The 19,516-nt window shown below is 62.1% G+C and carries 21 protein-coding genes and 1 tRNA gene; 5 read left to right on the top strand and 17 right to left on the bottom strand.

All coding sequences use genetic code 11. The features are described from left to right. Positions 1-523: 523 nt before the first annotated feature. From BUC08_RS24580 to BUC08_RS07920, 3 genes are read right to left on the bottom strand one after another with little or no spacing between them, the layout of a single operon-like run. Complete coding sequence (locus tag BUC08_RS24580; RefSeq protein ID WP_156024888.1) at positions 524-700, bottom strand: hypothetical protein; 177 nt, start codon at positions 698-700, stop codon at positions 524-526. After that, the gene (locus tag BUC08_RS07925; RefSeq protein WP_037925558.1) at positions 697-1,824 is read right to left on the bottom strand and encodes a tyrosine-type recombinase/integrase; all 1,128 of its coding nucleotides are present in this window, start codon (positions 1,822-1,824) and stop codon (positions 697-699) included. The genes BUC08_RS24580 and BUC08_RS07925 overlap by 4 nt, the downstream gene beginning before the upstream one ends. Beyond that, positions 1,821-2,474 (bottom strand): hypothetical protein, encoded by a 654-nt coding sequence (locus BUC08_RS07920; protein ID WP_037925556.1) that lies wholly within the window; start codon positions 2,472-2,474, stop codon positions 1,821-1,823. Before BUC08_RS07920 ends, BUC08_RS07925 begins: the two co-directional genes overlap by 4 nt. 174 nt (positions 2,475-2,648) lie before the next feature. Here BUC08_RS07920 and BUC08_RS24575 point away from each other — a divergent pair. Continuing rightward, positions 2,649-2,716, top strand: a tRNA-Cys gene (locus BUC08_RS24575). A gap of 72 nt (positions 2,717-2,788) precedes the next feature. On the opposite strand, the gene BUC08_RS07915 is transcribed toward BUC08_RS24575, so the two are convergent. The 12 genes from BUC08_RS07915 to BUC08_RS07860 all read right to left on the bottom strand — a co-directional run bounded on the left by BUC08_RS07915 (position 2,789) and on the right by BUC08_RS07860 (position 14,557). Beyond that, the gene (locus BUC08_RS07915) at positions 2,789-3,385 is read right to left on the bottom strand and encodes a DedA family protein (protein ID WP_037925554.1); all 597 of its coding nucleotides are present in this window, start codon (positions 3,383-3,385) and stop codon (positions 2,789-2,791) included. 3 nt (positions 3,386-3,388) lie between these two features. Next, on the bottom strand, positions 3,389-4,210 hold the full coding sequence (locus tag BUC08_RS07910; protein ID WP_037925553.1) for a metallophosphoesterase family protein: 822 nt from the start codon (positions 4,208-4,210) through the stop codon (positions 3,389-3,391). Further along, complete coding sequence (locus tag BUC08_RS07905; RefSeq protein WP_051694240.1) at positions 4,207-5,160, bottom strand: diacylglycerol/lipid kinase family protein; 954 nt, start codon at positions 5,158-5,160, stop codon at positions 4,207-4,209. The genes BUC08_RS07910 and BUC08_RS07905 overlap by 4 nt, the downstream gene beginning before the upstream one ends. Positions 5,161-5,304: 144 nt before the next feature. Next, positions 5,305-6,150 (bottom strand): SMP-30/gluconolactonase/LRE family protein, encoded by an 846-nt coding sequence (locus BUC08_RS07900; RefSeq protein ID WP_037925551.1) that lies wholly within the window; start codon positions 6,148-6,150, stop codon positions 5,305-5,307. Continuing rightward, positions 6,151-6,762 carry a 2-dehydro-3-deoxy-6-phosphogalactonate aldolase gene (locus BUC08_RS07895; protein ID WP_037925549.1) on the bottom strand — a complete coding sequence of 204 codons (612 nt, stop codon included), beginning with the start codon at positions 6,760-6,762 and terminating at the stop codon, positions 6,151-6,153. Then, a complete protein-coding gene (locus BUC08_RS07890; protein WP_037925548.1) occupies positions 6,759-7,658 on the bottom strand; it encodes a 2-dehydro-3-deoxygalactonokinase in 900 nt (299 codons plus the stop codon). Before BUC08_RS07890 ends, BUC08_RS07895 begins: the two co-directional genes overlap by 4 nt. Then, on the bottom strand, positions 7,655-8,425 hold the full coding sequence (locus BUC08_RS07885) for an SDR family NAD(P)-dependent oxidoreductase (RefSeq protein ID WP_037925546.1): 771 nt from the start codon (positions 8,423-8,425) through the stop codon (positions 7,655-7,657). The genes BUC08_RS07890 and BUC08_RS07885 overlap by 4 nt, the downstream gene beginning before the upstream one ends. A 696-nt stretch (positions 8,426-9,121) precedes the next feature. After that, positions 9,122-11,359, bottom strand: a complete 2,238-nt coding sequence (gene ptsP, locus BUC08_RS07880) for a phosphoenolpyruvate--protein phosphotransferase (RefSeq protein ID WP_037925544.1) — start codon at positions 11,357-11,359, stop codon at positions 9,122-9,124. Between the two features lie 157 nt (positions 11,360-11,516). Then, complete coding sequence (locus tag BUC08_RS07875) at positions 11,517-12,755, bottom strand: aspartate kinase (RefSeq protein WP_028954622.1); 1,239 nt, start codon at positions 12,753-12,755, stop codon at positions 11,517-11,519. 171 nt (positions 12,756-12,926) lie between these two features. Further along, the gene (locus BUC08_RS07870; protein ID WP_037925542.1) at positions 12,927-13,568 is read right to left on the bottom strand and encodes an SDR family NAD(P)-dependent oxidoreductase; all 642 of its coding nucleotides are present in this window, start codon (positions 13,566-13,568) and stop codon (positions 12,927-12,929) included. 3 nt (positions 13,569-13,571) lie between these two features. After that, complete coding sequence (locus BUC08_RS07865; RefSeq protein ID WP_037925541.1) at positions 13,572-14,009, bottom strand: DUF1178 family protein; 438 nt, start codon at positions 14,007-14,009, stop codon at positions 13,572-13,574. Positions 14,010-14,083: 74 nt separating this feature from the next. Continuing rightward, positions 14,084-14,557, bottom strand: a complete 474-nt coding sequence (locus BUC08_RS07860; protein ID WP_037925539.1) for an NUDIX hydrolase — start codon at positions 14,555-14,557, stop codon at positions 14,084-14,086. Between the two features lie 223 nt (positions 14,558-14,780). On the opposite strand from BUC08_RS07860, the gene modA reads away from it, so the two are divergent. From modA to modC, 3 genes are read left to right on the top strand one after another with little or no spacing between them, the layout of a single operon-like run. Further along, positions 14,781-15,476: a molybdate ABC transporter substrate-binding protein gene (gene modA, locus BUC08_RS07855; protein WP_234973747.1), complete on the top strand. Its 696-nt coding sequence runs from the start codon at positions 14,781-14,783 to the stop codon at positions 15,474-15,476. After that, a complete protein-coding gene (modB, locus tag BUC08_RS07850; protein ID WP_037925537.1) occupies positions 15,476-16,162 on the top strand; it encodes a molybdate ABC transporter permease subunit in 687 nt (228 codons plus the stop codon). The genes modA and modB overlap by 1 nt, the downstream gene beginning before the upstream one ends. After that, on the top strand, positions 16,159-17,253 hold the full coding sequence (gene modC / locus BUC08_RS07845; RefSeq protein WP_037925535.1) for a molybdenum ABC transporter ATP-binding protein: 1,095 nt from the start codon (positions 16,159-16,161) through the stop codon (positions 17,251-17,253). The genes modB and modC overlap by 4 nt, the downstream gene beginning before the upstream one ends. Position 17,254: 1 nt before the next feature. Here modC and BUC08_RS07840 read toward each other — a convergent pair whose 3' ends face one another. Further along, positions 17,255-18,037 carry an EcsC family protein gene (locus BUC08_RS07840; protein WP_037925533.1) on the bottom strand — a complete coding sequence of 261 codons (783 nt, stop codon included), beginning with the start codon at positions 18,035-18,037 and terminating at the stop codon, positions 17,255-17,257. 58 nt (positions 18,038-18,095) lie between these two features. Continuing rightward, complete coding sequence (locus BUC08_RS07835; RefSeq protein ID WP_037925531.1) at positions 18,096-18,590, bottom strand: GNAT family N-acetyltransferase; 495 nt, start codon at positions 18,588-18,590, stop codon at positions 18,096-18,098. A 90-nt stretch (positions 18,591-18,680) separates the two neighbouring features. On the opposite strand from BUC08_RS07835, the gene BUC08_RS07830 reads away from it, so the two are divergent. Then, positions 18,681-19,286, top strand: coding sequence for a flavin reductase family protein (locus BUC08_RS07830; RefSeq protein WP_037925529.1), 606 nt, complete (start codon positions 18,681-18,683; stop codon positions 19,284-19,286). Positions 19,287-19,516: the final 230 nt, after the last annotated feature.

Here is a 19,516-nt window from a genome sequence, read left to right as displayed (position 1 = left end):
CAAACATGGGCAACGGCGGGATGACCCCCGCCCAGAAACTGAGAATGGCCGCGTAAATTCTACGACCAAGCCCCCGCAAAAACGGGGGGATTACCGCGGTAACGACGAAAACCGGAAAAGGTCGCTGTAATTGGAGGCTGATCTGCTAGGCTGGGCCCACAACCGGCGCCCCGCCCTGATCGACGACAACGACGATTGTATGTCGACGTCGCGGCGGAAAGGCTGTCGGGTGCGATGTGATCGTCTGGCGCACCTACATTCTGACTGCCTGGCGCTGGCCAGTGCTGCAATCCCGTCCGACGGTAGCCCGCTGACCTAACCGCCTTCAATTATCCGGCGAATGCCCACACCGTGCAGATTGAACTGGTTGCGGCGGTATTGATCTATGGAGAGTGAACGACCCGCTGCAAGGTCCAACAGCACGCCGCCTACTCCTGACACGACCGCAACACACCACGACCGAATGCCCCGTTCGGCGGCCTTCTGTGCCTCTATCGTCGCCATGCGGCGGAAGGCGATCAGGTCATTTCATCATCGCTTCATGGGCTGCGGTGGCTTGTGATTGCACGAAATAGTTCCGACCGTTACGTTTGACGGGTGCCAGCGCCCAACCGCTTTCGGGGTCAGCCAACCAACGGTACATTGTGGCGGGGTGAATGCCGATCTGTCGGCAAAACTCGGGCAGTGATACGTATTTCATCTTCTGTTTCCTATCTGAATGACGTTCGTTTCAACGCCGGTGATCAGGCGCGACCAGCTTTCAAGAACCGAACGGCGGGCGTCCAACAGTTCGGCTTGGTTGTAGGTTGCCACGATCCGCCCCAGAACGTTGCCAAGGCTGTGGCCAAGACACAGTTCCACGACTTCCACGCGGGCACCCCGTTCGGTGCTGTGGGTGGCGAATGCGCGGCGCAGATCGTGCAGGCGATAGTCGCCTGTATCGAACACCGGCAAACTGGCCTTTACCCTGTTCAGCACGCGGTCGGCGAAAACGTAATCGCTCGTCCGTGGTTGGGCCTCTATGATCGCCATCGCCTCGGGTGACAGCGGTATCACGTGGGGTTTGCCGTTTTTTGTGCGATCCTCTGACAATTGTATCCAACCGTCGACCACTTCGGACCATTTCAGGTCAGCGATTTCAGATCGGCGCGCGGCGGTCAGGACCAGCATTTGAACAATCGGTAAACCGGTGTTGTAAATTGCCTGCACCTCTTTGACGGTAAGTTTTCGGTCGCGGTGGTGTTCTTTTTCGGGGTTCGCCATCCTGTCGGCTGGATTAGCCACCAATTCCACCCGTGTGTCCGCCCAGTTAAAAAACGCCCGAATATACGCCCGAACACGGTTCGACCGTGCGTCGCTGGAACGCAATTTCACAAGGTCAACAATTTCGTTCAAATCAAACCGCGTCACGTCGGCAATGGGCCGCGACAGGTGGGCGGCCAGTTCCTTGTTCAGACAGCGTTTGACCTCTTCCCGACCACGCAACCGCGACAGCTTCATGGTGTCGTATTTGGCCAGCATGTCGGCGACGGTTGGGGGGGCGATAGTGGGCACTGGCGCGGCGTTCGGGTCCACACCCCTTGCCGCCCCGTCCGTGACAGAACGGGCCACCTCACGCGCCGTTTTTAGTTTCACCTCGGGATATTTCCCAATTTTGTAAGTCTTGCGTTTGCCCTCGACAGTGTAATCGACGACGAACGTTTTACTGTTCGGCGTGACCCGCAAACGAAGGCCACCCGCCATGCTGTCGGTGAAAATCACCCGTGCCTTTTCAGGCGGGCACAAGACCGCATCCAGCCATTTGGGCGTGAATTCCCGTTTCATTGCGCGGTTTCCAGCTTCGCACCGAATGCGCCCAGCCGGTCGCAATCGAAGTCGTCGGACGTTCCCATGGTTGCGCCCGCGTCCAGAAGTTCGATCGTGGCGTCAACGTCCAGAACGGCGGTCAAATAGTCGTGGCGGGGCATCGCCAGAAACCGCCACAAGGCTTCGCGGTCAGCGGGCAATTTACCCTCATAAAAGCAATTGTTGTCGTGCAGCGCCGCCAGCATTTTGAGTTCGTCGCGTTCGCTTTCCGTGGGTGCGCGGGTGACCATAAGGCCGAAATTGACGGCGGTTGCGTGCAAGGATTGGCATTCGAAAGCCCGCCATGTGCGGGGCCATTTCGCGGCGTGAAAACTACCGTTCATGACCTGCGCCCGCGCCGCGATCTTTTCCCGTGTGGTCTGGTCTGCGATCCCCGCACCCATAGCAGCGTAAACACCCGCAAGGCGGTTGATTTCCGCCGTGTCGATTTCGTCCAGCTTGATTTCAGACGTGCAGAACTTGGCCTGCCCCGTGATGCGCGCGCCCAATATGCCCGCCGTCTCGGCCTTCACCATGGGGCCGGTTTTGATCATCACCGCGCCGTCGAATGCGCTGGCGGGTGTCGTCAGTATGGTGAACGCCAGGATGGCGGCTGTTGTCAGTTTCATTTGTCAGTTCCTTGATGTGTGTATGTGGCCACGAAATAGCCACAGAAAGCGTGCGCTTGCAAGCTTTTTAATGCGTCGGAATGCGACAGAGGTACATCGGGTCACTAAAGGTTATATAAGGTAATACAAGGGCATAGAAGGTAACAACTCAACCTAAAGGATAAATGGAAAGGGGGCACGAAAGGCGTCGTACAGGGATTGCAAATCCGTGTACACCGGTTCGATTCCGGTACTCGCCTCCACAATCCATTTATTGTTGAAAACCACAAAGCATGTGCACGCCATCGGGCTGTCCGGCAGAGCCTTGCCAGACCCTATCTGCCCTTCTGCGCAACGAGGCGGTACAGGTACAGCACCAACAAACCACCCAGCAGCACATTGGTCACCGGGTTGACCCAGTTCGACACCCGTTCGTACTGGCTCCCCAACGCGTAGCCTGCCCCGGTCAGCAGGCTGACCCACAAGACACTGCCCAGCAGCGACAGCGCCAGAAACCGCGCAAGCGGCATATCCGTCAGCCCCGCAGGCACGGAAATCAGCGTCCGCACGCCGGGAATCATCCGCCCGATCAGCACCGCCCAGTTGCCATGCCGGTTGAACCAGTCGCGGGCGCGGTCGAAATCGGCCTCGGACAGGGTCAGCCAGCGCCCGTGGCGGATGATCAACTGGCGCAGGCGCGCCTCGCCCAGGGCCTGTGCCGCCCAGTACCACAGGGTCGTGCCCAGCAATGATCCGAGGCTGCCTGCCGCGATCACACCGATCATTGACAGAGTGCCCTGCTGCACCAGAAAGCCGCCCAGGGGCATGATCACTTCGGACGGGATAGGTGGAAACACGTTCTCCCCGAGCATCAGCAGGAATACACCCCAAAGCCCGCTGCTTTCGATCACACCGGTGATCCAGTCGAACATCGTCTACTCCTGTGGTATTGCGTCGCTGCATTGGGTCCAGCCATCCGTGTCGCGTTGAAAGCTGGATTTCTGGTGGTGGTCGAAACTGCGGGTGCTGTCCACCGCGGCAAAGCGTTCGACGTGCACGCGGTCCCCGTCCAGATGCAGAAGGTTGAAATCGTTCGGCTCTCCGCGCACACGGTTCGACAGGCCGGTGCCGGCATGAACCTGAATGACGCCGCGGTGATCTTCGATGCGGGCAAAGGTTTCGGCGCGCCAACTGTGCAGATGCCCTGACAGGACGATATCGGTGCCCGCGTCGCCCAGCGCCTTGATCGCCGTGTGCGCGCCGCGCATCAGCTTCTTTTGCTCGCCCGGCAAATGCTCAAGCGGATGATGCACCACGACGATGCGCAAGGCCCCTTCGGCGGCATCGCGGAACCCGCGCCGCACCCGGCGGATATCACGGGGGCTGAACCAACCGCGCTGAATGCCCAGCGGATTGACCGAATTGATCCCCACAACCGAGGCTTCCGGGCTGTGCAGAACCGGTTGCAGGTCGCGGCAAATCCAGCGGCGATACCGGCGGAACGGCCAGAAGAGACGTTCAAAAAAGTTGTAAAGCGGCGTGTCGTGATTGCCCGGCACCACCAGTGTCGGCGCGTCGATGGCATCGATAAAGGTGCGGGCCTGCTGAAACTGCTGGTCGCGCGCGCGCTGCGTCAAATCACCCGAGATCGCCACCAGATCGGCATCCAGTCCGTTGATCCGTTCCAGCAATGGCGCCATCAGTTCGGGGCGGTCTCGGCCAAAATGCAAGTCTGACAGGTGGATAATCCGTTTCAACGCACCACCCCGTCCTCACCACCCGGTGTCAAAACCTTCAGCGCCCCCTGGCGCAGTTCCAGATCGAACGGCCCCCTGATCCGCGTCCGCTCTCCGTCACGCGCGATCAGCAACGACTTGCGCTTGCACGTGATATGCAGGCTTTGGGCGCACAGCAGGTCAAAGTCCTGATCGCGCTGTGCCAGCCCCAGCATCAGTGCAATGCCATTTTTCAACAGTCCCATACGTCCCCTGTTCGGCGCAATCAGCACGGCCAGCTGTCCCGCCTCGATACACTCGGTGCCCTCAAGCCCCATCTGTTCAAGCTGGAAGGCATTCGAGACCGCGAACAACAGCGATGTCTTGATCTCGCGGGTTTCGCCATCGATCGTGACCTGCAGTTTGAGCCTGCGCGGCAGGCGTACCATGGTTTTCAGGACCGACCAATATGCGGCCACGCGGCTGCGACCCCAGCGGGCATAGACGGTTTCACGGGTCCGCAGGATTTGCGGATAGATCCCCAGGCTCGCATTGTTCAGAAACACACGGTCGTTGATGAGCCCAACCGGCAATTCCTTGGGCCGGTTGCGTGCAATCACCTCGATGGCCTCGGGCGCGGTTTCGGGGATGTTCAGCGAGCGTCCGAAATAGTTGAACGTGCCCAGCGGGATGACCCCCATCACCGTCTGCGTGCCCACAAGGCCCGAGGCGACACCGCAAATTGTGCCATCCCCGCCTGCAGCCACCACCAGCTCCGCCCCATCGCGCGCCAACTGCGCGGCACGGGCCGGGATGTCATCGCCGGGAGAGAGCCGGATGACATGCGCGTCAATCCCATGCTCCCTGAAGGCGCGTTCCAGGTCCTGCATGTCAGGCTGGCCCGACCCGCGCCCGGATTTAAGGTTCACCAACACATGTGCCTTCAGCGGCGTTGCGTCGGTTTGAAGATCGGGAGCTGTGTTCGCTTGCATCTGTCCGCCTATGACATCGGTTTTCCCGCGCAGGGCGCAGGCCGGTATGCACCAAAGCAAAGCGCCCTGGCAGACAGACCATGATACTGCAACGCAGCAAAGGGGTGCGAAGTTCCCTTTTGGCGCGCCATGATCGCGGTCGGCCTACAGGATCACGCGATGCTCGGCCTGCCCTGTCACATCCATCGGCATGGTAAAGGTCATGCCCGCCTGCGGCTCGGCCGCGCCGTCGCGGTTCACGGCGGCAGAGGTCACATAAAGCGTTCGCAGATCATCCCCGCCGAAGCTGGGGCACGAGGCCTGAACCGCGGGCACGTCAAACGCCCGCACAAAACCTCCGTCGGGCGTGTAACAGGCAACGCGGCTGGCCCCCCATTGCGCACTCCACAAATGCCCCGTGGCGTCCACCACTGCCCCGTCGGGAAACACGCCGTCCGCGCGCAGATCGACAAAAACCTCGGCTTCGCCCGATGGCCAGCCATCGCTGTCCAGCGCCGTGCGCATGATCCGCTGTGTCACCGTGTCGGCGTAATAGGCGTGGCGGCCGTCAGGGCTGAAACAGATGGCGTTGCTGACGGTCACCTGATCGACCAGCTTGCGCAACTCGCCGCGATAATAGCGATAGATCGCGCCCGCCTTGCGTTCTTTTTCCTTGCCCATTGTGCCGATCCAAAAGCCGCCCTGCGGGTCGGCGCGGCCGTCATTGGACCGTGTAACGGAATTGTCAGCCTCCAGCGCGACAACATGGTCTTGCGCGCCGGTGTCCACGTCAAAGGTAAAGAGCGCCCGTTCCGAGGCAATCAAAAGCCGTGTCCTGTCGATCCAGCCAGCAGCCGAGACGTGATCGTCGAACGACCAGACCTGTTCGCCTGCCGCTGTGCGGCTCAACAGCTTTTTGCCCACGATATCAAACCAGAACAGTTGTTTGCGTTCAGGGTGCCACAACGGGCCTTCGCCAAGCGTGCAGACGGTGTCGCTGAAAATATCCATTTATAGGCCCTCTTTCGCCAGATCATATGCCGCGACGATGCCCGCGGCGCGGGCCCGCACGTCCTGCGCCGACATGCCCGGGGCATAGAGCGCCGTGCCGATGCCAAAACCGTTCGCCCCCACCGCCAGCCAATCGCCAAAGTGCTCGGCCCCCACGCCGCCCACAGCAAAGACCTGCGCGGTTTCGGGCAGCACCGCGCGCAGGGCTTGCAAGCCCTTGGTGCCCAGCAGGAAGGACGGGAAAATCTTGATCCCGTCGGCCCCCGTGGCCAGCGCGGCAAAACACTCGGTGGGCGTCAAACACCCCGGATAGGACAACATGCCCGCCCCCTTGGTGGCCGCGATCACCGCGATGTTGCAATCCGGCGACACGACCATCTGCGCGCCAATGTCCGCCAGCCGCTCGACATCGGCAACGCTCAGCACGGTGCCTGCGCCGATCACGGCGGCATGCCCGAATTCGGCCTGCATTTGCCCGATGCTGTCAAAGGGATCGGGCGAATTCAGCGGCACCTCGATCTTGGTCACCCCCGCCGCGATCAGCGCCTCGCAGACGGGCAAGGCCTCGGGCGGGGTGATGCCACGCAGGATGGCGATGATGTTGCGGCTCATGTGCGCTCCAGTTCTGCATGGGCGGCGCACAAGCCTGCCAATGTCATTTCGGTGGGGTCCAGACGCAGGACAGGCACGCCCTGCGCTGTCAGGGCAGTCTGATAGGCGTCGGCGGATGCGGCGGCGCCGATCACCGCGACCTGCTGGCCCAGCCAGTAGGGTTTGGCGGCGGCCAGTTCGATCCCGATCAAAAGACCCGACAGGCGCGCGCGTGCGGTTGCCCCGTCCAACCCGTCCAGCAAGGCCTCGGCGCGCAAACCGAACAGCCTGGCGGCAATGGCCTGCGGGCGGCTGATCGCCGCGTCCACGGCATCGGCGAAAGCAACGTCATCCCAGCCGTCAGCGGCCACGGAATGGCGCAACACCGATTGCCGAGACAGCAGGGCAAACAGCTCGCCCGTCATGAAGGTCTGAAAGCTGACGATCTCGCCCGCGCTCAGGTGCGCCCATTTGGTGTGGGTGCCGGGCAGACAGGCGATGCCGTCGAACCCGTCCTGAGTGGCGATCACCCCCTTGATCTGGGTCTCTTCGCCACGCATCACATCGGCGGGGCTGCGCTGGCTGACACCGGGCAGGATGTGGACCTGCAACCGCGAGTCCTGCGTTGGAACCTGCAACGCTGTCTGTGCATCGGGCGGGGTGCAGGGCACGTTTGTATAGGGTGCCTCGGCCCAGCCCTGCCGCGCACCGGCCATGCCGCACACAATCACCGGAACCGGTCCCTGCCCCAGAACATCTTCGCACAGCGCCAGCAGCGCCGGTTCATAGTCTGACGGGGTCAGCGCGCCCATGCCGCGATCGCTGTGCCGGGCGTCCAGCACAGAGCCGTCCGCCGCCATCAGCCACAGGCGCAGGTGGGTCGTCCCCCAATCGACCGCGATCCAGTCAACGTTCATCCCGACACCGCCACGCCGCCGTCTACAACCATCGCCTGCCCCGTCATCATGCGGCTGGCCTGCGAGGACAGGAACAACACCGCATCGACAATGTCGCGTGGGGCCAGGTGCTCGGGCAGACATTGCCGCGCCAGGTGTGCAGCCAGATCTTCGGGCGTGGCCCACAGGTCCATCTGCCGCTGTGTCAGAACCCAGCCGGGCATCACCGCATTCACGCGAATCTGGTCCGGCCCAAGCTCGCGCGCCAATGCACGGGTCAGACCCGTCACCGCCGCCTTGGCCGTCACATAACCCGCCATGCCTGCCATCCCCATCATGTAGGAAATCGACGAGAAATTCACGATAGAGCCATAGCCCGCAGCTTTCATCATCGGGGCGGCGGTCTGCGCGGTGAAGAAATGCGGGCGCAGGTTGACGTTCTGGCTTGCGTCCCAGTCCCGAACGGTGGTGTCCACGATGTCCTGGCGGGTGTCATTGGCGGCATTGTTGATCAGCCGCGTGATTGGTCCGTGCGCCCGGGCCGCGGTGTGCATCGCATCGGTCAGCGCAGCAATGTCCGTGATGTCACAAGGCAGGCACAGCGGATCATGTACATATTTGCCAGAAATCTGTGCAACAAACTCACTGGCATCCGACCGCTGCACAAAGGCAACCTTGGCCCCTTGCGCCAGAAAGCCCTCGGTCAAAGCGGCCCCGATGCCCGAGCCACCGCCGGTGATGAACACAGAGGTATCCGCAAGATCATGGAAGGTGGCGAAGGACGTCATCTGTAACCCTTTCATCGCGCCACCCACTGAGCAGCGGCGCATCTTTCGTGTCAACGTAATGTCATGACGCGGGGAATGACAACAGAGATGGAGTTACATTTGAAACTGGTCACAATCGGTTGAAATTGCTTTGCTATTCCGTTGACCTGAAATCCTTGGTTCTGTATCAGCATGGGTTTGTTTTATTGCGGCTGCACAGGGTTTCGGACTTGGAATCCATGGGTTTAGCTGCAGAACCTCAGAGAATGCAGGTCTCTGGGGCGCGCGTGACAGTCAAAGTTCGCAAACAGACCAGGATGCAGCATCCATTCAAAAAGCGGCGGGTTTCAGCCTTGGCGAGCGCGGGATCAGCCTGTGGATAACTCACTGATGCCTGTGAGATACGTCGAACAAATACATGAAGTTAAAAGATAAAAATAAACCTGACTTATCCACACCCACACTAAAAATCTTGGCGGGAACCGACATAAATCTTGCCATTTCCCTTGAACGCAAGAAAGCCGCGTCATGCCGGTGATAATGAGCGGATTTCAATCGGTTTCAGCCCCCTTTTTCGACACCAAAATGCGTCGCACCGAAAAGCTGTGGATAACTCACAAAATGCAAACAAAAGACAAGAAATAAGAGAAAACCCACATAAATCCGGTTAGATTTTGTTCTCATTGTGAAAGCCAAAAACCCGGAAAAAGCACCAGATCACTGGTCGCGCAACCACTCCATCACGGCCGGTCGGACGGACATCGCACCGCGATGGCGTGTATCCGCAATCACCTTGCGCAATTCCTCGAGATTCGACCGCCGCAACAGCGACTTTACCGGCCCGATCGACGCAGGCCGCATCGACAACCGCCGCAGGCCGATGGCCGCCAGACACAGTGCCTCGACAGGGCGGCCGGCATCCTCGCCACAGAAGGAAACCGGCGTGTTGCTTGCAGCACAGCGCTCCACGATCTGCTCCAGAAAACTCAGAAAGCTGACGTTCAGCGTGTCATAGCGCCGCCGCACCCGCTCGTTCTCGCGGTCGGCTGCAAAGAAGAACTGTTTGAGGTCGTTGCCCCCGATGGAGATGAAATCGACCTCTTCAAAAAACTTGCGCGGCGCAAAGCCCAATGACGGTGTTTCCAGCATTGCGCCAACTTCGATCTTTGACGGCAACGGATGGCCCAGACGCCGCTCGCGTTCCAGCGCCTTGTTCACCTCGGCGCGGGCCTGGGTGTATTCCTCGTATTGCGCCACAAAGGGGAACATCACGTACAAGGGCCGCCCGTTCGCAGCCCGCATCAGCGCCTGCAGCTGCATCCGCAAAATGCCGGGCTTGTCCAGGCCGACGCGGATGGCACGCCACCCCATCGCGGGGTTGGGTTCGTCGTTTGGCTTCATGTAGGTCAGAACCTTGTCCGACCCGATGTCCAGCGTGCGGAAGACCACCGGCCTGCCCTGCGCCGCGTCCATGACACGGGCATACAGCGCGCTCAATTCTGAGCGTTTCGGCATCTGGTTGCGCACAAGGAACTGCAATTCGGTACGGAACAGCCCCACCCCTTCGGCGCCGGAGGACGGCAAGGAGGGCAGATCGGCCATCAGGCCCGCGTTCATCATCAGGTCAATCTTGGCACCGCACAGGGTTTCCGCAGGCTTGTCGCGGATCGACGCATAGCGTTGCAGCGCCTCGGCCTGCATCGCGATCTTGTCACGAAAGGCCGAGACCACGTTGTCGTCAGGCCGCAGATGCACGATGCCCTGATCGCCGTCGACCATCACCGGATCACCGTTCAACGCCTCGGTGGTGATGCCCTTGGCGTGGACCACAAGCGGAATTGCCAGCGCCCGCGCGACAATCGCCGCATGGCTGCCGACCGAACCGGCCTCGAGCACGATCCCCTTCAGGCTGCGGCCATAGTCCAGCAATTCGCCCGGGCCGATGTTGCGCGCCACAAGGATCGGATCGGGTGGCATTTCCGCGCCTGTATCCTGTCCCTGACCGGTCAGGATGCGCAGCAGACGGTTCGACAGGTCGTCCAGATCGCTCAGCCGTTCGCGCAGATAGCCGTCCGAGGCCTGGCCCACACGCGCACGCGCAAGCGATTGTTCCTTTTCCACCGCCGCCTCGGCGCTCAGCCCGCGGCCAATGTCCTCTTCCATGCGCCGCATCCAGCTCTTGGAGTTGGCGAACATCCGGTAGGCTTCCAGAACCTGCCGCTGCTCCTGGTCGGGTCCGGCCAAGCTTAGCATCTTGTCCACGCCGATGCGCAATTCATCCACGGCAGCGTTCAGCCGCTCCATTTCGCGTTGCGGATCGTCGGCAATCGGGTTCACCACCACCACACGCGGCTCGTGCAGCCAGATATGGCCCTCAGCCACGCCCTCCTGGCCTGTCGTGCCCCTGATCATCACTGGATGGCTGTGGCGGGCGGACATCGCGGCACCTTCGCCCACAAAGGCGCCCAGCTCGGTCATCTCGGCCAGCACCATCGCGACCACTTCCAGAGCATAGACCTCATCAGCGGAAAATTCGCGTGCATCCTTCGACTGGACGACCAGAACGCCCAGTGCCTCGCCCAGGCGCTGCACGGGAATGCCAAGAAAGCTGGAATAAACCTCTTCACCGGTTTCGGGCATGAACCGGAAACCGCTGGCCTTGGGGGCGTTGGCGGTGTTCACCACCTGGCGACGTTGGGCCACACGGCCCACCAGCCCCTCGCCCAGGCGCATCCGCGTCTGGTGGACCGCCTCGGGCTTCAGCCCTTCGGTGGCGCACAGTTCCAGCGTCTCCTGATCGCGGAACAGATAGATCGAGCACACCTCGCAGCCCATGGACGACGCGATCAGCGCTGTGATCTTGTCCAGCCGCGTCTGTCCGGGTGCATCCTGCGCCAGTTCATCGCGCAGCCGGCCCAGCAATTTGCGGCTCTCGGTGTCTGTGCGCTCTGTCATTCTGGCGCCCCCCTTGGTGTCCGGTAACAGCTTAGATCACACCGGACGCCAATAAGAAACGGGTTTTGCGCCCGACCCGCGGATTTGCCGCATGCCTTTGCGGAATGTCGCAAGGACTGCCCTAAGTGCAGGCGGCGCGGCGGGTAGTGCCCTGAGATTAAGCGGCTTTTTCCAGCTCGAATGCGTCGTGCAAGGCCTGAACCGCCAGTTCCATGTACTTGCGGTCGATCAGCACGCTGATCTTGATCTCGGAGGTGGTGATGACCTTGATGTTGATGCCTTCGTTCGACAGCACCTGGAACATCTTGGCGGCCACGCCGGTGTGGCTGCGCATGCCGATGCCGACGATGCTGACCTTGGCCACGTCCATATCGGCAATCATCTCGTCAAAGTTGATCACGCCGGATTGCTTGGCCTGTTCCATCGCCTTCTCGGCGCGTTTGACCTGATCATTGGGGCACGACCATGTCATATCGGTGCGGCCCTCTTCGGCGATGTTCTGCACGATCATGTCCACGTTCACGCCCGCTTCGCTGAGTGCGGTAAAGATTGTCGCGGCGATTCCGGGGCGGTCGGCCACCGACACAAGGGTCATTTTCGCTTCGTCGCGGTTGAATGCGACACCGGCTACAACATTGCTTTCCATGATTTCCTCCTCGTCACAGACCAGCGTCCCGGCCGTGTCCGATTGTTCCTCAAAACTGCTCAGCACGCGCAGCTTGACCTTATAGCGCATCGCCAGCTCGACCGAGCGGGTTTGCAACACTTTCGCACCCAGGGATGCCAGTTCAAGCATCTCTTCGAACGCGATCTTGTCCAGTTTGCGCGCCTTGGCGCTGACCCGCGGGTCGGTGGTGTAGACCCCGTCCACGTCGGTATAGATATCGCAACGCTCTGCATTGAAGGCCGCCGCAAAGGCCACGGCAGTGGTGTCGCTGCCGCCACGGCCCAGCGTGGTGATGCGTCCTTCGGGGCTGACGCCCTGGAAACCTGCGACCACGGCCACGCGCATGCCCTGCTTGAACTTTGCCATGATATTGTCGCTAGGGATCTCTTCGATCCGGGCGGACGAATGGGCGCTGGTGGTTTTCACCGGCACCTGCCAGCCCTGCCAGGACCGTGCGGGCACGTCCATTTCCTGCAGGGTCAGCGCCATCAGCCCCGCTGTCACGTTCTCGCCGCTGGACACGACCGCATCATATTCGCGCGCGTCATACATCGGCGAGGTTTCGTTGACCCAGCCGACCAGTTCGTTGGTCTTGCCTGACATCGCCGAGACAATCACGATCACATCATAGCCTTTGGCCACTTCGACGCCCACGCGTTTCGCGGCACGGCGGATGCGGTCAAGGGTGGCCACGGATGTGCCGCCAAATTTCATCACCAGAACGGGCATGATGTCCTCACCTCAAAATCCGCCGCTTCCCTACGCGTCACGGACACCAATGACAAGCGTCAAGGCATCAAATGCACCCTTCATTTCTGTGGTGCAACACGTCCTTTGGGGACATCGTGCCAACCCCGGCGGGCACGAGGCCCCAAAAACCCCGGTTGCGGCAACACGTTGTCAGAACGGGTGGACCTGCCTGTCATAGGTCAGGAACGATCCGGTCGACCCGATATCCAGTTCGGCAAACCGCGCGCTCAGGCCGGCGACGCTTTCGTCCACTGTGATCGCGGCCCCGCTGCCACCCATATCGGTCTGGACCCAGCCCGGATGATAGATGCCCACGGCAATCCCCTCGGCCTTGAGGTCCGTTGCCAGATTGCGCCCAAGGTTCAAGGCCGCCGCTTTCGAGGCGCGGTAGATATAGCTGCCGCCGGGGGCGCGGGTGTCCGAGCCCATCTGGCTGGAGATAATCGCGATCTTGCCCTTGGCGGCCCGCAGGTTGGGCAGCAGCGTTTGCACCGTCTGGAACACGCCCGTCACATTGGCCGCGAAACCGTTGGCCCACATGTCCGCAGGATAGCCGCTGTCCAGATCCTGACCCTTGTCCATATAGACGCCTGCATTGCACACCAGCAGGTTTACGGGTTCTTCGCCCAAGGCCGCTGCCAGCTTTGCAAAATCCGCAGGACGGGTCACATCCATGGTCACGTCGGCATCGGGCGACCGGCCGGTGCCTGTCACATGGTGACCCTCGGCCCGATAGCGCGCAGCAAGGCCCGCGCCGATGCCACGCGTGGCGCCTGTAATCACAATTCTCATGGGTCAGTTCACCTTTGATTTTGGCATGAACGGCAAGGGCATCACCGGCACGCCGTCCTCGATCAGGGCTTTGGCCTCGTCTGGCTTTGCCTCGCCGTGGATCGCACGTTCGGGTGCATCGCCCAGGTGCATCGCGCGCGCTTCCTTGGCGAAATTGCCGCCGACATAGGTGGAATTTGCCTCGACGTGCTTGCGCATCTGCGCCAGTGCCGCCTTGACCTCTGCGGCCCTGGCGTCACGTGCGGCGTCGGCCTTGGCTGTTTCGGCAGCATCGCGGGCCTGTGACACGCGCGGTGCCATCACCGCCTTGTCCACCTCTGCGCTGCCGCATTCGGTGCAGTTCAAATGCCCCGCCCTGCGCAAGACATCAAAGGCTTCCGCAGATTTGAACCAGCTTTCAAAGGCATGGCCCCGATCACATTTCAACGCATAGCGGATCATGACTGCTCCAACAGGGGATGATACTTCCGAGATATACACGATCACGGCCACGTCAAGCGGTGGGGGCCGTCACCCTAGCTCAGAATCTTGGGGTCGAAATCACGGATGATCTGGGCCAGTTCCGGCTCATCCACCAGCCGCGCGGCTTTCTTGCGGCCCACCCAGCGGCGCTTGCGTTCCAGCGCTTCGGGGAAATTCTTGGCCAGCGACTTCACGCGCACGGGATAAACCATTGCCACAAAAGGCAGATCGTTCTCGTCATTCACCGATTTGCTGTAGGAATACAAGCCCACGGGGCGCCAGTCGACCTTGCCCAGAACGCCCGCTTCTTCCCAGGCTTCGGTCAGCGCGGCCTCGCCCGGGGTTTGGCCGTCCATCGGCCAGCCCTTGGGCACGATCCAGCGGCCTGACCCGCGCGAGGTGATCAGTAGAATCTGCACCTTGCCGTCCATCACACGCCAGCACAGCGCAGCAAACTGCGTGCGCACATCCGTCTTGCGCGCACTGTTCACCGAAATGGGCAGCTGTTTGATAAACGGGGCGGTCATCGCGGGCCTCGGCGGGTTGGCGTTTCTTTCACAATGCACTGATTTAGGATCGATACCAGATGGTTGCCAATTTTTTACGAAATTTTGGTAAAGATGTTCAACTTTGATCACAGCTTATGCGCCCCACATTGGGGCAGAATTGGCTTGTGGTGGTGCAGCGGCACGTAAATACTGCCTGTTGATGGGAAAAGCTGTTCTTAAAATCTTGCTTCTGGGCACAGCCTTGTTGTGCACCGCTGCCCTGCCCGCAGCGGCGCGCGACCTGACGGTTTTTGCCGCTGCCAGCCTGCGCGGCGCGCTGGACGAGGTTGCAGCCCTCAGCGACACGCCCGTGGCGATTTCCTATGGCGGATCAGGGGCAATGGCACGACAGGTGGCGCAGGGTGCGCCTGCGGATGTGGTGGTGCTGGCAAATCCGCAGTGGATGACCTGGCTGCAAGATCAGGGCGTCGTTGCTGCCGATGTGCCGGTGACGCTGTTGACCAACACGCTGGTGCTGATCGGCCACGACGGCCCCGCCCTGCCCGCCCCGGATGCCACGGCCCTGTTGGCGCGGCTGGACGGCCAGCGGCTGGCCATGGGACAGCGTCAATCGGTGCCTGCGGGCATCTACGCCCGCGCATGGCTGGAACACATCGGCGCGTGGGAGGCGCTGAAGCCGCATCTGGCCGAAGTTGAAAACGTCCGTGCTGCGCTGGCACTGGTGGCGCGCGGCGATGCGCCCCTGGGCGTGGTCTATGGCTCGGATGCGCGGGCCGAACCCGAAGTTCACGTCCTGTGGGAGATCCCCGGGGATCAGCATCCGCCAATCACCTATCCGGCGGCAGCCCTCACCCCCGAAGGTGCGCGGTTCATGGCCGTTCTGCGCAGCCCACAAGCCGCTGAAATTTTTGCCAGCTACGGCTTTGGCCTGCCCTGATGGACGCCGCCGGATACGAAGCGTTGCGCCTGTCGCTGCTGGTGTCCGGCACGGCGACCCTGTTGGCTCTTCCGCTGGCGTTGGGCTGTGCATGGCTGCTGGCGCGGCGCAATTTTCGGGGCAAGGACCTGCTCAGCGCCGCGATCCACCTGCCGCTGGTGCTGCCCCCGGTCGTCACCGGCTATCTGCTGCTGCTCAGCTTTGGCCGTACGGCCCCGGTGGGGCGATTTCTGGAGCAGACTTTGGGGCTGGTTCTGGCCTTTCGCTGGACGGGCGCTGTGCTGGCGGCGATGGTCATGGGCTTTCCGCTGATGGTGCGCGCCATGCGGCTGGCCATCGAGGCGGTCGACCCGCGCATCGAAGCCGCGGCCGCCACGCTGGGCGCACCGCGTTACGCGGTTTTTGCCACTATTACCCTGCCGTTGATCGCACCCGGCATTCTGGCGGGCACTGTCATGGGCTTTGCCAAGGCATTGGGGGAATTCGGGGCAACGATCACCTTTGTCGCCGCCATTCCCGGACAGACGCAAACGCTGCCCTCGGCGACATACAGCTATCTGCAAGTGCCGGGCGGCGAGGCGCAGGCGGCACAGCTGACGCTGATCGCCTGCACCATCGCGGTGGCAGCGGTGGTCGTCTCGGAGTGGCTGTCACGCCGCATCGCCGCGCGGATCGGTGCGACATGAGCCTGAACGTCGAGATCGGCCACCGCTTTGACGGGTTTACGCTGAACGCGGCGTTCGAGGCTCCGGCAGGCGTCACGGCCCTGTTCGGACGTTCGGGCGCGGGCAAGACGACGTTGATCAATGCGGTGGCCGGATTGCTGCGGCCCGATGGGGGGCGGATCACGTTGAAGGGTCGCGTGCTGCTGGACCGCGCTGCGGGCATCTGCCTGCCGCCGCACCAGCGCCGGTTGGGCTATGTGTTTCAGGACGCACGGCTTTTCCCGCATCTGAACGTGGCGGCCAATCTGGATTACGGCACCCGCTATGCGCCCGCAGGCGGCACTGCCATGTCCCGCGATGATGTGATCGACCTGCTGGGCCTTGCCCCCCTGCTGGACCGCCGCCCGCGCCATCTGTCAGGCGGCGAGACCCAGCGCGTCGCCATCGGCCGCGCCCTGCTGTCGCGGCCCGAAATGCTGTTGATGGACGAACCGCTGGCCGCACTGGATGCCGCGCGCAAGGCCGACATTCTGCCCTATCTGGAGCGGCTCAAGACCGCCTATGGCCTGCCGATCCTCTATGTCTCGCACGCGCTGGACGAGATCGCGCGGCTGGCCGACACGCTGGTGTTGCTGTCTGACGGTGCGGTGCACAGGGTCGGCCCGATCCGTTCACTGCTGTCCGATCCCGCGCTGGTGCCCGTGCTGGGCGTGCGCGAGGCGGGTGCGGTCATCGATGCCACGGTGACGGGACATGCCGAGGATGGGCTGACCACCTTGCGGATCGCAGCGGGTGAAATTTACCTGCCCGGCGTGCAGGCCCCCGTGGGCGACAGCATCCGCGTGCGCATCCGTGCAGGCGACGTGATCGTCGCGCGTGAGCGGCCTTCGGGGCTGAGCTCGGTGAACATCCTGCCGGTGACGGTGACGGCGGTGCAGATGGGCGACGGCCCCGGTGCCGCGATTGCGCTGGATGCTGCAGGTGACGCCCTGCTGGCGCGGATCACGGCACGGTCGGCGCGGGATCTGGGACTGCATGTCGGCATGGCCTGCTTTGCCGTGCTCAAGGCGACCTCGGTGGCGCAATCGTCCATCGGTCACCATTTGCCGTGAACTAGACCTTGATGCCCTTGCCCCGATCAAGCCGCTCTTTCAGCTTGGCCACCAGCACTTCGCGCGGGGTATCGGCATCAATCGCCAGCTTGCGCAGCGAAAAATGGATATGCGCCATCTCGGCGTAGTAGCTGGTATAGGCATAGTTCACCGCAGCCCCTGCCACGGCTCCCAGAACCGGCACCGTCTGCGCCGCCAGCTTTTGGCCCAGAACCACCGCAAGCTTGGGCGCAACCCGCGCCACCAGCGCCTGCATTGCTGCACCGCTCAGCGCCACCCGCGCGGACAGGAACGCAATGTCCGCGCCGTCATCCTCGGCCAGCGGCCCGGCGGCGGCAAAGACCTGGACACAGTCAAACCGCACGTTTTCCGATGCCGTGTCGAACCCCAGCTTGTGCGCCTCTGCCTCGATCACCCGCAACAGCAATGTGGTGGTGACCGGCAATTCCGCCAATGCCGTGGGCAGACCACCGAAACCGCCCGCAGCCCCCATCGCGGCGCTGACCGTGCGGTTCACCCAGTTCGATTGGTCGCGGACCATCTTGCGTGACCCGCTGGCGGCCTTCATGGCCTGGGTCAGCGCCATGACGGTCGCCCCTTCCAGCCGTTGCCGCACATCGCCCGGCAAGCGGCCCAGCAAGCCGTCGGCACGGGCACCGATGGCATTCAGAAGGTCAATGCCCAGGCCCCCTGCCTTGCGATAGCGCGCGGCCAGCCGGTCCAGTTCGGCATCCAGGTCCAGCAAGGCCAGCCCGGTGTGTTCAGGAAAGGTCACTTCGTTCATGTGCAGTCCTCCTGCACTGATAGATCGGGACGCTCCACGAAAAAATCAATGCTGGCGCTCAGCCAACGGCATCCCAGCGCAGAACATCGCCCTGCACGCCGTCCCACGCCCCCGCGACCAGTTCGCGCCCCAGCACCCGGTCGGGGTTGGTCGGCGGCGGCATCACCACGTGATCCAGGCGGGTAAAGCCGAATCGCTGGTAATAAGGCGCGTCGCCCACCAGCATCACCCGCGCCCAGCCCATTTCGGCAGCCACTTGCAACGAGACATGCATCAGCAAGCCGCCCAGCCCTTCGCCCTGCCGTGTCGGGTGCACCGCAACAGGGCCCAGCAACAACGTCTCAGCCCCGCCCACACGCACGGGCCAATAGCGGATCGCACCGCCCAGGATGCCGTCACGGTCCCGCGCCACATGGCTCAGACCGCTGACCGGGGGAATGTCATCACGCAACCGATAGGACGACAATGCCTCGCGGCCCGGCGCAAAACACAGGTCGTACAAAGCTTCGACTTCCCACCAATCATCGCGGGTCTCAGGCGTCAGGGCGTACATCGGCGGCGGGTCTTACTTGTCTGGTTCCGGCTGGCCTTTGCCCTATCATGCAGCTAACCCTTTGCCAAACCGAACCGAAAGGCCACGCCCATGTTTTACCGCCCCGCCGACGGACACCCGCTGCCGCACAATCCGTTCAACGCCATCGTGACACCCCGTCCCATCGGCTGGATCTCGACGCAGGATGCGGACGGCACGCCCAACCTGGCCCCCTATTCGTTTTTCAACGGCGTGGCCTACGTGCCGCCACAGGTCATGTTCGCGTCGACTGAAGCCAAGGACGATCAGGACAACACCAAGGACAGCGTGGCCAACATCCGCGAAACGGGCGTGTTCTGTGTCAACATCGTCGAATCCGCCGCACGCGATGCGATGAATACCTCTTCCGCGGCATACCCCAAGGGCACCGACGAGTTTGCCAAAGCCGGTATCACCGCCGAACGCTGTGAAACCATCGACTGCCCGCGCGTCGGTGGCGCACCCGCTTCGCTGGAATGCAAGGTCACCCAGATCGTGAAGATCGAAGGCGTGTCCAACTACGTGGTTTTCGGCGAGGTGACAGGCGTGCACATGCGCGACGACACCATCGTCAATGGCCGGTTCGACATCACCACCTTTCAGCCGCTGTCCCGATTGGGCTACCGCGATTACACGGTGATCAAGGATCTCTTCCAACTGAGCCGTCCTGACGACTGAACCGGTCGAAACAGAACGAAAAACCTCACCGCCAAGTTGAAAATGGCCTTTCCGAGGCGCCTCGAAGGCACTGTTGCTTGACGCCATGACCTATGGTCTTGCAGAATTTTGCATGAACGGTCGGGTGGTCTGCATCGCTTTGGCCGCCTGAGCTGCCGGTCGTATTCCAGACCATCCATTTCAACGATCCCCGGCAAGAGATTTCCGCCGGTTTTTGGGCTTTGGCCCCC

The organism is Pseudosulfitobacter pseudonitzschiae (genome assembly GCF_900129395.1).
Classification (GTDB): Bacteria; Pseudomonadota; Alphaproteobacteria; order Rhodobacterales; family Rhodobacteraceae; genus Pseudosulfitobacter; species Pseudosulfitobacter pseudonitzschiae.
This window is presented reverse-complemented; position numbering and strand designations above follow the sequence as displayed.